Consider the following 13263-nt stretch of genomic DNA (forward strand, 5'->3'; position numbering starts at 1 on the left):
ACTACTGGTAAAATCCTTCTAGCACAAGGGAAAAATTAATTTGGCAGGTTTAAATTTTTCAGTATTGCGAACGGGCTTTCGTCCTCTTTAGACTTAGAGCGATAAACCTCGTCAGCCGAGATATCCTTGCCGCAAACTCGGCAGCTCTTGCCATCGTCAGACCGTTGCACCAGTTGAGAAGGAAGCGAAGTCATAATCGCGTCAATGATCACTTGTTGAATGTCAACCTGGTTGTCTTCCACATAGTAGTAGTCAAAATCTTCAGCGATCAGGTCGACTTCACTCGCTGTTGCCATTTCATCGCTAGGCTTGAAGCGTGCTTCGAGTTTCCTGCTGAGGGGCCATGAAATGGGGTCAGCGCAGCGGCTACATGGCACGAGGGGGGTGTAGTTAAGCTCTCCTTCGATGGAAGCATAGCCATAACCTTCAGACTTTATTTCAATTGTTCCTGTTAGCAACTGCGATCCAGGCTTGCCAACAAAAGACTTATAAAGTGGCTGTAACCATTCTTCATCACCCTGAATTTCAATGGTTTTGCTCGATGCTTGTAAGTCTTCCAATGAAACTTTCATGTTTTCTACCTTTATTGGCCAACGGCGACGGAAGGTGGTTCTTATTTCATACGTGGAGCACATGACTCCACAATTTATGCGCCTAGGGTTTTAGCGGGAATCAAAAGATTAAGCAATGACTTTCTATACCAAAATGTCGTCATAGAATGAGATCGGATATTCTTTTGCAATGATTTTCGGAGGTAAAGCCTAAGATACTGAATTTCTTAGCCTCGTTACCGATAGGACGGTGAGACAAAACAGGTAACAAGACAGAACTGCTATAGGTATTATTACTAGGTGAAACGCTGGCGGGTTTACAAGGATGGCAAGGACTTAGGTCTTAAGACTGCCAAAGATATTCGCAAGGCCCTTCGTGAAGGGACCATAGACCCGTTCGATCTTGTTTCGGCTGAAGGCTCCAATATAAAGTCGGAGCTTGTCGAGGTCGATGAAATTTTCCGTGAGGACACTGGGGTTGATCATGCTCCAGGTGGGGCAACAAGCACGCAGATGGGGGAGCCCTCACAAAGTCAGTCAAAAAGCCAACCTCAGATCGATATCTCTGAAGCTTCTCCACCGGAACCGGAGGGCGGTCAAGCACCAAAACAACAACCTAAGCCAGCGACCGAAAGCCGCCAGAAAGAGGAGGTGAAGGAGCCCAAGCCAGTTTCTCAAAAAGAGGTACCTAAAACGGAAGCGCCGCAAACTGAAGTGCCCCGGGAGATCTCAAAAAGTCCATCCGATTCATCGAAAAAGAAACGCAGTAGCACTCTGGCTCCAGACAAGAAAAAGTCCAAGCAATTCTATCTAATTGACGACAAAAAAAGAGTCCTCGGGCCGGTGAGTGCCGAGGAAATTCAGTCGCTCTATCGCCGCGGAATTCTTAGCAACTCGGTGAAAGTGCAGAAGTCGGAGCAGGGTAAAAAAGTGCCGGTTAGGCAATTCATTGCCTCGTATTCTGGGAAGCGGATGAAAGCCCTCGCAGACAAGGCAAACCCTGGAAAAGCAGGCAATCCATCGAGCAAAGTCCTCAATGAAATGTATCAGGTGATGAATAGTAAGCGCCTCGTAGAGCGCAAGGCATTCATACCTGGCTTGTCGGTGGCTTTACTAGGAGCTTTCTTAGGGTTTGGCCTATTTTTCTTCCTGGACTTCGACCCTAGTACCCCGAGTGCTCCGAATCAATCAGCAGTCGAGCAAGAAGTCGACGAGCCGAAAAAGTCAGTACGTAAACGTCCTTCGCAAGTCAAAAAGAAACCAAAATTAAAGAGAACTCCGGCGGAGAAGGACAAGCCTAAGCCGAAAAGGCAAGCAAAGAAGCCCAAGCCGAAACCGAAGCCGCCCGAACCTGCGCCAGTTCGAACAGCTCCCGCGGAAAGGAGGCCTCCTCCGACCCCAGCCCCAAGGGCGACCAGGCGCACAGAGCCTAGCCGACAGGCAGCGGTGCGTCGCACTTCTCGACCAGCAAATCGCGGCATTGGTCCGATCAAAAAGGCTATGGGTAAGGCTGGTCAGGTGGTGACCGTAGGCCCTTTGACCTACAATCCTGTCGAGCTGGAAGCATGTGGCCTAAAGTGTCAGTTAAAGTTTAGTGATGGGCAAGGGGGTGTTCTAGAAGCGGTTTTCTTTAAGGGCGCGTACTACGAACGCTTGAAAGCCAAACCAAACGGGGTAACACTTACGGGTAGTAGTAAAATCCAAAGAGGCACTTTGGTGATCTTCATCCAGGACGTTCGCTAGGGTAATCAGTATATTATGAAAAAATTGATTGGCATTCTGGATCGTGTCTTGACGCCTCGATCCAGTCCATGTAATAGGGTATGTTCTAATTTGTGGCCTTATTGCCGGTGGGAAAAGGAGTTTTTTCAACATGCCAGTACCAAAGAAACGTACTTCCAGATCAAAAAATAGAACCCGACGCGCACACCACTCACTGACTGCTCCAGGAATGTCAGTTTGCGGTAACTGTGGCGCGACGAAATACCCTCACAGCGTTTGTGAGTCTTGTGGACACCACAAAGGAAAGCAGGTTATCGAGCCAAAAGCTGACCTAGGAATTGAAGAGTCTTTCGAAGCCGAGGCTTAAATGAAGACACTTGCCATGTTTCCCGGACAGGGAAGTCAGTATGTGGGCATGGGCAAAAGCATTCTTCAAGAGTTCCCTTATACAAAGGAAGTCTTTGAGGAAGCCGAAGACGCTGCAAAGTTATCGATACGCAAGTTGTGTTTCGAGGGCCCTGAGTCTGACCTTCAGATGACGGCAAATACGCAGCCCGCTATTCTGACGACAAGCGTAGCCACTTGGAAGATCCTTCAACAAGAGTGTGGATTCTCTAGCGAGTATTTTGCCGGTCATAGTCTTGGCGAGTATTCGGCGTTGGTTGCGTCCGGTCGCTTGGCACTAGGGCGAGCTGCCTTGCTTGTCCGAAAGCGTGGCGAAGCTATGCAAGAAGCCGTTCCGCAGGGCGTTGGCGCGATGGCCGCTGTCATGAAGGTGTCAGCCGAGGATCTGGAAGCTCTGTGTGCAGAAATGTCACGAGAAGGTTCGATCGTAGAAGTTGTTAACTACAATAGCCCTCAACAACTTGTGGTAGCAGGTCATACGGAAGCTGTGGACAGGATAGCAAAGAAGCTGACTGAACTTAAAAAGCGATGCGTTAAACTAGCGGTCAGTGCTCCCTTTCACTCGCGACTGATGAGTCCGGCGAAAGATGCTATGAAGCCCCTTCTTCTAGAGACAGAATTCTCCTCACAGGAATCTGAGATCTTCGCCAATGTCTCAGGTGAAATCGTTGCTTACAAAGCTCAGCATTTGATCGATCAGATCGACAGCCCTGTGCGATGGACCCAGATTATGCTTGGTGCGGCAGACTTGGGTGTGACTCGTTTCGTCGAAGTAGGTCCCGGTAAAGTCCTCAATGGTCTTGCGCGACGAACCTTACCAAAAGAAGTCGAGTTTTTTCTTTTTGATACTGATGATTGCAAAGAGGCCATCCAAAGACTTGCCTAATAGTTGCTTTGCTATTTGGGAATTCGAAGCCTTTCGAACTCCCACAAGGTGACTAGTTCTCAAGGTAGCTGAACCACTCCGGTTTGAATTTTTCTTCGTCATAAACCACACCCACTCTAAAGTTTCTTAGATATTTCCGGGCTACATTTTGAATGTCTTGGCCCGTGAGTTGGTCGATTTCTGCCGTAGATTCATAAAGGTGCTTTGGATCTCCGAAATGAAAAAGATGCTTCTCAAGTGCTGAAGCCAGTGTGCTATGCTCCTCTAAAGTTAGAAAGTATCGTGTTGCATAAACTGCCTTATGGCGGGCTACTGCATCATCACTCATTCTTACTCTCCTGAGCTTGTCCATGACCTGCCGCACTACTTTCAGAGTTTCTTGAGGCCGTGAGGTGCTTGCGCCGATGACGCCAATTCCTACTGAATGGTTGATAATATAGCTGTAAACACTGTACGACAAAGATCGTCGGGTACGAATTTCAAGGCCTAGCTCCTCGTCTAAAATTTTCATCATCAAATTAGCTGCAGCAGATTCCTTTGAACGAATCCCCGGCATCTGGCACTTGATTTTGATATATGCCGTAGGAATTTCGCGATGCTCTAATAAACCGATCTTTTTTTGGCTCTGGGGAGGGCTAGCAGGAAGGCTTTTACTCTTATTTTGAGCCAGCCAAGAAAAGTTTTCTGCAAGCATAGCTTTGAGTAGCTTCGAATCAATCGTGCCAACTACCGTAATGCTGGCAGCTGATGTCTTTACTTTCTTATAGGTAGCCTTGAGGACCTTGCTAGAGATTTCCTTGAATTGCTCAAGGCGCTCCAGATAGGGAATCCAAAAAGGGTGACTACTGTTATAAAAAAGCTTGTTGACCAATTCGTTGGCGGCGAATGATGGTTTTTGTAAGCGTCCTTTGATGGTGGCTGCACCCTTTTTCTTCTCTAGGTCAATATCCCGTTCGATTAAACTAGGTTGATGAAGGAGACTAGAAAAAATAGGTAGTAGTTGGGGCAGGTACTCCTTAACCGTCATGAGCTGACAGGAAGAGTACTCAATCCCAGCCATACAGCTAATTTGTGATGAATACCTTTCCAATGTTTCATATATCTTAATCTTATCGAAAGCCTTGCTGCTAAGAGGAATCGTCTTGAATAGAATTCCAGGGATGGCTTTTCGATCAGCAGGTTCATCTTTGATACCGTAATGCCAGGTGAATTTTAAAGTGACAATCTCAGAGCCTTCAACTATGCGATTGGTGACTGTTGTGCCTTTAACTAAAAAGTTTTCCGTAAGATTCTTATCGAGAGCTATGATTTCCGGGTTTATGATTACCCCATGGCATGGTCTTGAAAATAGCATCGCGACCAGGAGAGACCATTGCCATTGAAGGATTGCTTTCATGTTAAGATCCTCCTAGTTTTTTCAAAAGATCTTGGCTATTAGGTTCAATTTTGAGGGTTTTTGCATCCTTAGGCGATAGCAAGATGCTTGTTACAAAGGGCTTTTTATAGAGGTACTTATCGACGAAGTTCCTGACTTCAGCTAGAGTTACTTGAGTCAGTTTAGAAAGGTAGTCTTGATAGTATTCCATCCCCGTGATGGCCCACCAAAATCCAAGGCTTTTGATATATTCGGATGGTCGATTGACTTCAAATAGCCGCGCAAGCTTCAGGCTTCTCTGTACAGTATTAAGCTCTTTTAGGGTGAAAAATGTTTTCTCTCGCCACAGGGTCGGGGCTTGGATTAAGGCGTCTCTGGCTTTTGAAAACATTTTCACGGAAGCGGTGCAGGTTAAGCTTAGTTCTCCAGCTTGGGCTTGGGTATAATAGCCTAGGGCTGCATAGTTTGTCATTCCAGAGTCGATGAACTCTTGGTAGAATTTTCCGGACCTCAAGTTCAGCAAGCTAATAAGAACATCTGCAGCGTAGGTATCTTGAACATCGATGCGAGCCCTAGGCCCTTGAAAAACATACTGGACCATGGGAGTCTTTGCCTGAGGATGGATGTCGATGATCGTCGGTTTGTCTTTCGGAAATTCAGGGAACTTGGGTGGTGAGGGGGGCTTCCAGTCCTTTGGATTTTGCCATTTTTTGAAAATTTCTTCGACGGCCTTAATGGTGGCTTGTGGATCCAGATGACCGCTAACTAAAATCGCTGCATTCTTTGGAACAAATACCTCATCTTTCATCGCTAATAGTTGTTCGCGACTCGCTTTTTCAATGATGCCCCGCTCTCCTAGGGGGTCGCGGAGATAATGAAGAGATCCGTATATGACTCTTTTTTTAAGACGATTGATAGTAAAAGATGTTTGCGAGGCATTGCGATCGTATTCATCCAAAACAACCTGTCGTTCGCGCTCTAATTCCTTTTGCTCAAGAAGTGGGCTCGCAATAGCGTGGTACATGAACGAAAGGCCTTCTTCGAGATGGGAGGAAGGCAGAGTGAAATAGTATCGTACTTTTTCAGCTGCGGTATCGCCATTAAATACGATGCCCAGCTCTTGGACTCTTTGATTGAACTTTTCTTGATTAGGAAGCGATTGGTTGCCTTTGAAAAACATATGCTCCCACAGGTGAGTTAGTCCGTTGGTTTCAGGTGTTTCAGTGAATCCACCGGCCTTCACAGCTAGAACTATCGTAACTAGAGGGACTTTAGATGAAGGGTATATGACTAGGTCTAGGCCGTTTCTAAACTTGTGAGTATGAATATTAGCCCAGCTTTGGGCAGCGCAAAAACTCCAGAGAACGATCATAGCCTTGAGAAAACTCATGGACGCTCCATAGTTCGGATATCAGGCATCAGCCCATAGGGGATGGACATCTCCGCCCTGAAAATAATAAAGGGTACCAATTAAGTTCTAAGTATACCCAAATTGACGGAGAATCCCAAACTAGAAGCGAATGGTAGGAAGGGGGGAAGCTGGAGCAGCGCTCCAGCAGTTCGATGCTAGGAGATGGAGTCTGATACCACTTCAGCAATGTCTTTGACTTCGACTTTATCCCCGGCGCCTTTGGCCTTGATGCCATCGGTCATCATGGTCATACAGAATGGGCAAGCCGTAGCTACAGTTTCTGCGCCTGTTTGGATCGCCTCTTCGGAGCGATTCTCGTTGACTCTGGTGCCGATGTCTTCCTCCATCCACATTCGGCCACCGCCCGCTCCGCAGCAGAAACCATTGTTCTTGCTGCGAGGCATCTCCTTCAGTTTCAATCCAGGAATCTTTTTAAGGGCTGTGCGAGGCTCTTCGTAGACTTCATTGTGGCGACCTAAGTAGCAAGAGTCGTGATAGGTCGTTGTCTTGGCCGATTCTGGAACGTTCTTTGCCTCGATACGTCCATCTTTCAAAAGGTCTTGAATCAGTTCACTATGGTGAACAACTTCAGTTTTATAGCCAAAGTCAGGATACTCGTTTTTAATGGTGTTAAAGCAGTGTGGGCAGCCAGTGACTACTTTTTTCACGCCATACTTCTTGAAGTTATCGACATTCTCCCGAATCTGCATATCTGCAAGGTATTCGTTGCCTAAGCGGCGAGCAGTATCACCATTACACCGTTCTTCGGTGCCAAGGATCGAGAAAGAAATATCGGCTTTGTTGAGAATGTTGACAATCGACTTTGATACTTTCTTGTAGCGCTCATCGTAGCTGCCGGCACAGCCAACCCAGAATAGATATTCGACATCACTTTTTTCAGCCATGGTGGTGACACCAAGGTCCTTGGCCCAGTCTGCGCGTGTCGCAGGAGAGAACGCCCAGGGTGTACTGTTGGTTTCAAGGTTCTTATAAGTATTGGCTAATTCTTCTGGGAAGTCACCCTCAGTTAAGGTGAGGTAGCGTCGCATATCGACGATGGCTGGAATATGCTCGATATACAGCGGACAGGCTTCCATACAGGCACCACAGGTGGTGCAGGACCACAATTCATCGGTTGTGATGAAGTCTCGGATCAAGTTTTTGGGCGACTCAGGATTCTCAGGAGCCTGGGATTCCTTCATGGAATATTTGATATCGTGAATGATTTTTCGTGGGTCTAGTGGTTTTCCGGTATTGTTCGCCGGGCATACTTCGGTACAGCGGCCACATTCCACGCAGGTTTGGGAGTCGAGCAATTGCTTCCAGGTGAACTCTTCGGGCTTGCCGACACCGAAAGACTCAGCGTTTTCGTCAAACTCCATGGGGCGAAGACGGCCGCGAGACTTATGGCTTCTGAAAAAGATATTCGGCCATACCCATATTAGATGCTGGTGCTTTGAAAATGGTAGAAATGTGGTAAAGCCAAACAAGGTGAAGCAATGAAGCCAAAAAAGAGTTCGTTCAAATCCATGCCACTCGCTTAGGAAGACGGAGAATGGTGCGGTAAAAGCCATTGAAATGGGTAAGTAGCTTGCTGGTAACTCTTCGATCCGTGCCTTCGCCCCAAGCGTCAGAAGCGAGGTGAATACCAGAGCTAGGATGAATACCAAAACCACCATGGCGTCGTTTTTCGATGCCTGGCCAAGTGATTGCAACCTTGGAGGGGCGAACCAGAGCCGTCGAGCGATGGCCCATACGATGGCTGCGAACACAGCAAAGTTACCAAAGTCTTGGCTCAACAAAAAGGTATGGAAGATGATTCCATCACCTAAAATCCAACCGAAATTAAATCCAGTGATCAAACCAGCAATAAGGGTTTCCAGCGTACCTATGGTAACAGTCACGAAACCCCAGAATATAAATGCATGCATGATGCCAGAGCTCTTGTCGCGGAACATGCGCTCTTGTAGAAATCCAAACCGTACGACTTCTAACAGTCGCCTGGGTGTATTGGTCAGTCTATTGTCTTCAGGGCCCTCGGCCTGATGAATATGAGTCCAAGTTCTAAGTAGATTAAATCCGAAAAAACCAAATGTGCCTATCACCAGGAGTGCAAACACAATATTCGGTAAGTATGCCACAGTGGTCCCCCAAAGATTCGTTGGCGATGTGTAATCTTCAGACGCTAAAATAAAGCTTGGTGCTACTAAAGTCGAGCCTTATCCCTAGTTTAATGAGGCTTATAGGCTTCGATGGAAGGCCTGCAATGATTGGCGTGCCGCAAGCAACATCTTGTGGGTTTCCCATTGGATCCGTGATTCGAGCCCTTGCTGGTATATCGTTAGATATTCCTCGATACTAGTTTGATAGTCAGGGTCAGTTAGAGCGAGTCTTTCGGCTTGAGCTGCGCTGTTACCGGTACGATGGCAAGATTTTAGGGCCTTGAGGCTATCGGGAAGTAGCTTTTTCATTCTTAGAACGACTTGATAAGCCTCACGACTATGGCGCGCTTCAGTTCTGATACGCTCTTTAAGAAGAAAGTGTGATTGTCTAATATCCAAAGGCTCGCCTCCCCTTAGAAGCACCTAACATGTTTTTTTTCAGGTCACAACTGCTGCTATGGTAAGATGTTTTACAAGCTAGGAGAACCTCTTTGGAAAGCCAGCGATTTAAGAAAATTATGGGTCTCTCGCTGCCTATCATGGGCGGAATGGTATCCCAAAACGTCACAAATCTGGTTGATATCTTCTTTGTCAAAAACTTGGGGAGTGCAGCTCTGGCTGCAGTGGGCTTGGGAGGTTTTGCGGCATTTGTCTCGATTTCTCTCGTTCTCGGGGTGTCTACTGGAGTTCAAGCAATTGCAGCGCGACGCAAGGGTGAAGGTGAATTTACGAAGTTAGCCCAGCCGTTGAACACGGGTCTGCTCATTGCCTTGGTTTCAGGGATCGCCTTGGCTGTCCCGCTCTTTATTTTGGTGCCACATTTTTATCCTTACCTGAATAGCGATCCTGAAGTCATCGATCTGGGTAGCTCCTACTTACAGATCAGGTTGCTAGGCATTGTATTTGTTGGCTTAAACTTTTCCTTTCGTGGTTATTGGAACGGGATCAACTTATCCAAGCTCTACATGGGAACACTGGTCTTCATGCACCTTATCAATATCTTCCTCAACTATGCCTTAATTTTTGGAAACTTTGGATTTCCGCAGCTGGGGCTGGATGGTGCTGCGTGGGGGACCAGTATTTCCTTTGCGTGTGGAACCTTGGTTTATCTCTCCCTAGGGATGCGGCATGCGCGCCATGCAGGGTTTCTAAGAATCTGGCCCTCATGGGATCAGATCAAGCAGATGCTGACATTATCGTTACCCAGTGGCGTCCAACAGCTGTTTTTTTCTAGCGGTCTTCTGGCTTTCTTCTGGATCGTAGGCCTTGTTGGTACTACCGAACTAGCAGCTGCGAACATCCTTACTAATGTGATGTTGGTGGCGATACTCCCGGCTATGGGATTGGGGCTGGCTGCTGCATCACTCGTAGGGCAGGCCTTGGGGCGACAAGACGCTGAAGATGCACGGCTTTGGGCTTGGGATGTCGTCAAAGTGGGGATTCTAATCATCGGAACGATAGGCTTGCCTATGTGGGCTGTTCCCGACTGGGTGCTGCTGCCATTTGCCCCAGGGCCTGAGGCTATGGCTGCGTCGCGATTGCCACTCAGAATTACAGGAGCCTACATCGCACTCGATTCTGTCGGGCTTGTCTTGATGAATGCTCTTCTGGGAGCTGGGGCGAGCAAGCAAGTGATGGCTGTGTCACTGTCGTTGCAGTGGATTTTGTTTCTTCCTCTAGCTTTGCTCGCAGTAAGTTTGCTGGGAGCAGGCTTTACAACCCTGTGGGTCATGCAGGGAACTTACCGACTTTTCCAAGCCATAGTATTTATTGTGATTTGGGAGCGAGGTAGCTGGGCGTCAATCAAGCTGTAACTCTCCGTAGCAGGTCCTTGTGGCGATCTTCAAATCTGCCGATAAGAGGGTTGGTAGCAGTTGGGATTCTAGCCAATTATCTCCATTAATTACAGTATTTTAGAGAGATGGGAGCTAGTCGGCTAGAATACTTGACAAAAACAGTAAACATTCTTAATCTAGGCTTGCTAAATGTATAGCTTTTCGCTAAACATTAGCCCTCAAATGGTGGGGTAGAATCCATGAATCTAACATCGAGAAGTCGTTACGCTATCAAGATCATGCTCGATCTTGCCAAGCACACAGAAGAGCCTCTGGTCCGTCGCCAGGACATTGTCAAACGACAGGGGGTTCCTGCTAAGTATCTCGATCAAATTCTCGTACGCCTGAGAAAGGCTGGGTTGGTCGATTCTATCCGAGGTCGAACGGGTGGTTACCGAGTGGGGCGCAAGCTAGACAGCATTACACTCTGGGATATTTTTCATGCCGTTGAAGATGGCATCTACCCGGTGGCCTGTGTTGATGAGCACGAGGCCTGTCGGTACACAGCTTCCTGTGTCGCGAGCGGCCCTTGGCAGCTTATTTTCGATACCTTGAGATCCCAGCTCGAAGGGATGACCCTGATCGATCTTGCTAACCGCTATGCGGTTCAAGAAAAAATGTGCCCCATGGCGGGGATTCGAGAGTGTAAACAAGGCCGCGAGCCCGTCAGAGTATGAGGTCGTGTTTTGAGTCGTAAATTGGAGTCAGAAATGGAAGAAGCTACTTCAGAATTTTCCAACCGAGAGTACAAATATGGGTTTGTCTCAGACGTGGAAACCGAAGACTTCCCAGTTGGTATTAACGAAGATATTGTGAATATGATATCTGATATCAAAGATGAGCCCGACTTCGTTCGTCAGTATCGCTTGAAGGCTTTTCGATACTGGCAGAAGATGTCAGAGCCTGACTGGGCGGAAATCGATTATCCAAAGATCGATTTTCAAGGAGTTCGTTACTACAGCGCTCCTAAGAAAAATACTGATGGACCAAAAAGCCTCGACGAAGTCGATCCAGAAATCCTGGAAACGTTCAAAAAGCTTGGCATTCCCCTTGGCGAGCAAGCTCGGCTTGCAGGTGTAGCTGTAGATGCTGTGTTTGATAGCGTCTCGGTGGGCACCACTCACCAAGAAGAGCTAGAAAAATACGGCATCATTTTCTGCTCGTTTTCGGAAGCTATCCGCGATCATCCTGAGCTTGTGCAAAAGTATTTGGGCAAGGTGGTCCCCTATAAAGATAACTTTTACGCGGCTCTCAACGCAGCCGTGTTTTCTGACGGTTCTTTTTGCTACATCCCCAAGGGGGTGAAGTGCCCGATGGACCTATCCACATATTTCCGTATCAATGCTGCTGGCTCAGGGCAGTTCGAACGAACCCTGGTCATCGCTGATGAAGGTAGCTCGGTCAGCTATCTTGAAGGTTGCACCGCCCCCCAAAGGGATGAAAATCAGCTTCATGCAGCCGTAGTCGAGCTGATTGCCATGGATGACGCCGAGATCAAGTATTCAACCGTTCAGAACTGGTATGCTGGAAACGAGAAGGGCGAAGGTGGCATTTATAACTTCGTGACGAAGCGCGGTCTTTGCGCTGGTCGGAACTCTCATATTTCATGGACGCAAGTTGAAGCTGGTTCTGCGATCACTTGGAAGTATCCTAGCTGCATTCTCAAGGGCGATAACTCTCGCGGTGAATTCTACTCGGTAGCGCTCACCAATAATAAGATGCAAGCGGACACCGGCACTAAGATGATCCACATTGGCAAGAATACTCGCAGTAAAATCATTTCAAAGGGTATTTCTGCTGAGGAATCCTCCAATGTCTATCGGGGCCAGGTGAAAATCATGGCATCGGCGGAAAATGCTCGCAACTACTCCCAGTGTGATTCGATGTTAGTTGGCGATAAGTGTAGTGCCAATACCTATCCCTACATCGAAGTGCAAAACGACTCTGGTACGGTGGAGCACGAAGCCAGTACCTGTAAACTCAATGCCGATCAGCTCTTTTATTTACAGTCCCGTGGGCTTGAAGAGGAAGAGGCGATCGGTCTGCTATTAAATGGCTTTTGCAAAGAGGTCTTCAACGAGTTGCCACTCGAATTCTCAGCCGAGGCCGTAAAATTACTTGAAATGAAATTAGAAGGAAGTGTGGGATAATGCTTGATATTAAGGATCTACACGCCAAGGTGGATGAGGTTCCGGTTCTTAAAGGTTTGAATCTCAAGGTGAATGCAGGTGAAGTTCACGCGATTATGGGGCCAAATGGGGGTGGAAAAAGCACCTTGTCTAAAGTCATCGCAGGGCACCCAGATTACGAAGTGACTTCGGGAGAGATGCACTATGAAGTCGACTTTAAAAGCAAGAATATCAATGACCTTGAAGCCGACGAGCGCGCCCGCAACGGTATCTTTCTAGCGTTTCAATACCCGGTAGAAATTCCTGGTGTGCCGAATACTGAGTTTTTGCGCAACGCTTTCAATGCTCTCTGCAAGCACCAAGGGATCGCAGAGATGGACGAGGACAAATTTGCAGCTTTCGTTAGAGAAAAGGCGGCAATGCTCAATATCGACGAGAGCTTCCTGGCTCGCGAACTGAACGTCGATCTTTCTGGCGGTGAAAAGAAACGAAATGAGATCTTACAGATGGCAGTACTTTCACCCCGTCTCGCAGTGCTTGATGAAATCGACTCCGGTTTGGATGTGGATTCACTACGAATCGTTTCCGAGGGTGTAAACAAGCTCAAGAGCGAAGACAACGCCATCATCCTGATCACCCATTACCAAAGATTGCTCAATCACATCGAGCCTGATTTTGTTCACGTACTAAGCGACGGCAAAATCATCAAGTCAGGTGATAAGAGTTTGGCGTTGGATATCGAGGAAAAAGGCTACGACTGGCTTTTAAATTAAGGTCGGAAAGGGAT

General features: G+C 47.5%; 12 protein-coding genes. 7 read left to right on the forward strand and 5 right to left on the reverse strand.

Going from position 1 to position 13263, the window contains the following annotated elements; translation table 11 throughout:
* Positions 1-35: 35 nt before the first annotated feature.
* Entirely contained in the window at positions 36-572 is a 537-nt protein-coding gene (locus tag B9N89_RS18110; RefSeq protein WP_159455461.1) for a YceD family protein, read from the reverse strand.
* A gap of 279 nt (positions 573-851) precedes the next feature.
* Here B9N89_RS18110 and B9N89_RS31430 point away from each other — a divergent pair, with 279 nt between their 5' ends.
* The 3 genes from B9N89_RS31430 (at position 852) to fabD (ending at position 3564) form a co-directional block, all read left to right on the forward strand.
* Complete coding sequence (locus B9N89_RS31430) at positions 852-2294, forward strand: hypothetical protein (RefSeq protein ID WP_159455462.1); 1443 nt, start codon at positions 852-854, stop codon at positions 2292-2294.
* Positions 2295-2424: 130 nt separating this feature from the next.
* Positions 2425-2640 (forward strand): 50S ribosomal protein L32, encoded by a 216-nt coding sequence (gene rpmF / locus B9N89_RS18125; protein ID WP_132321401.1) that lies wholly within the window; start codon positions 2425-2427, stop codon positions 2638-2640.
* The gene (gene fabD, locus B9N89_RS18130; protein WP_132321399.1) at positions 2641-3564 is read left to right on the forward strand and encodes an ACP S-malonyltransferase; all 924 of its coding nucleotides are present in this window, start codon (positions 2641-2643) and stop codon (positions 3562-3564) included.
* 52 nt (positions 3565-3616) lie between these two features.
* On the opposite strand, the gene B9N89_RS18135 is transcribed toward fabD, so the two are convergent.
* The 4 genes from B9N89_RS18135 to B9N89_RS18150 form a co-directional block, all read right to left on the reverse strand.
* Positions 3617-4960, reverse strand: coding sequence for a M16 family metallopeptidase (locus B9N89_RS18135; protein ID WP_132321397.1), 1344 nt, complete (start codon positions 4958-4960; stop codon positions 3617-3619).
* A 1-nt stretch (position 4961) separates the two neighbouring features.
* The gene (locus B9N89_RS18140) at positions 4962-6329 is read right to left on the reverse strand and encodes a M16 family metallopeptidase (protein ID WP_132321395.1); all 1368 of its coding nucleotides are present in this window, start codon (positions 6327-6329) and stop codon (positions 4962-4964) included.
* Between the two features lie 176 nt (positions 6330-6505).
* The gene (locus B9N89_RS18145) at positions 6506-8491 is read right to left on the reverse strand and encodes a 4Fe-4S dicluster domain-containing protein (protein WP_132321393.1); all 1986 of its coding nucleotides are present in this window, start codon (positions 8489-8491) and stop codon (positions 6506-6508) included.
* Positions 8492-8590: 99 nt separating this feature from the next.
* Positions 8591-8911, reverse strand: a complete 321-nt coding sequence (locus tag B9N89_RS18150; RefSeq protein WP_132321391.1) for a hypothetical protein — start codon at positions 8909-8911, stop codon at positions 8591-8593.
* A gap of 92 nt (positions 8912-9003) precedes the next feature.
* On the opposite strand from B9N89_RS18150, the gene B9N89_RS18155 reads away from it, so the two are divergent.
* The 4 genes from B9N89_RS18155 (at position 9004) to sufC (ending at position 13249) form a co-directional block, all read left to right on the forward strand.
* Positions 9004-10326 carry an MATE family efflux transporter gene (locus tag B9N89_RS18155; RefSeq protein ID WP_132321389.1) on the forward strand — a complete coding sequence of 441 codons (1323 nt, stop codon included), beginning with the start codon at positions 9004-9006 and terminating at the stop codon, positions 10324-10326.
* 221 nt (positions 10327-10547) lie between these two features.
* Positions 10548-11024 (forward strand): RrF2 family transcriptional regulator, encoded by a 477-nt coding sequence (locus B9N89_RS18160; protein ID WP_132321387.1) that lies wholly within the window; start codon positions 10548-10550, stop codon positions 11022-11024.
* Positions 11025-11057: 33 nt separating this feature from the next.
* Entirely contained in the window at positions 11058-12497 is a 1440-nt protein-coding gene (gene sufB / locus B9N89_RS18165; protein ID WP_132321610.1) for a Fe-S cluster assembly protein SufB, read from the forward strand.
* Entirely contained in the window at positions 12497-13249 is a 753-nt protein-coding gene (gene sufC, locus B9N89_RS18170; protein WP_132321385.1) for a Fe-S cluster assembly ATPase SufC, read from the forward strand. The genes sufB and sufC overlap by 1 nt, the downstream gene beginning before the upstream one ends.
* Positions 13250-13263 lie beyond the last annotated feature (14 nt).

The organism is Pseudobacteriovorax antillogorgiicola (assembly GCF_900177345.1).
In the GTDB taxonomy this organism is placed as follows: domain Bacteria; phylum Bdellovibrionota_B; class Oligoflexia; order Oligoflexales; family Oligoflexaceae; genus Pseudobacteriovorax; species Pseudobacteriovorax antillogorgiicola.

What these genes read in the sequence shown, in the direction of transcription:
- B9N89_RS18110 (WP_159455461.1), bottom strand. Translation starts at nt 572, where the DNA reads ATGAAAGTTTCATTGGAAGACTTACAAGCATCGAGCAAAACCATTGAA.
- B9N89_RS18160 (WP_132321387.1), top strand. Translation starts at nt 10,548, where the DNA reads ATGAATCTAACATCGAGAAGTCGTTACGCTATCAAGATCATGCTCGAT.
- rpmF (WP_132321401.1), top strand. Translation starts at nt 2,425, where the DNA reads ATGCCAGTACCAAAGAAACGTACTTCCAGATCAAAAAATAGAACCCGA.
- B9N89_RS18135 (WP_132321397.1), bottom strand. Translation starts at nt 4,960, where the DNA reads ATGAAAGCAATCCTTCAATGGCAATGGTCTCTCCTGGTCGCGATGCTA.
- sufB (WP_132321610.1), top strand. Translation starts at nt 11,058, where the DNA reads ATGGAAGAAGCTACTTCAGAATTTTCCAACCGAGAGTACAAATATGGG.
- B9N89_RS18140 (WP_132321395.1), bottom strand. Translation starts at nt 6,329, where the DNA reads ATGAGTTTTCTCAAGGCTATGATCGTTCTCTGGAGTTTTTGCGCTGCC.
- fabD (WP_132321399.1), top strand. Translation starts at nt 2,641, where the DNA reads ATGAAGACACTTGCCATGTTTCCCGGACAGGGAAGTCAGTATGTGGGC.
- sufC (WP_132321385.1), top strand. Translation starts at nt 12,497, where the DNA reads ATGCTTGATATTAAGGATCTACACGCCAAGGTGGATGAGGTTCCGGTT.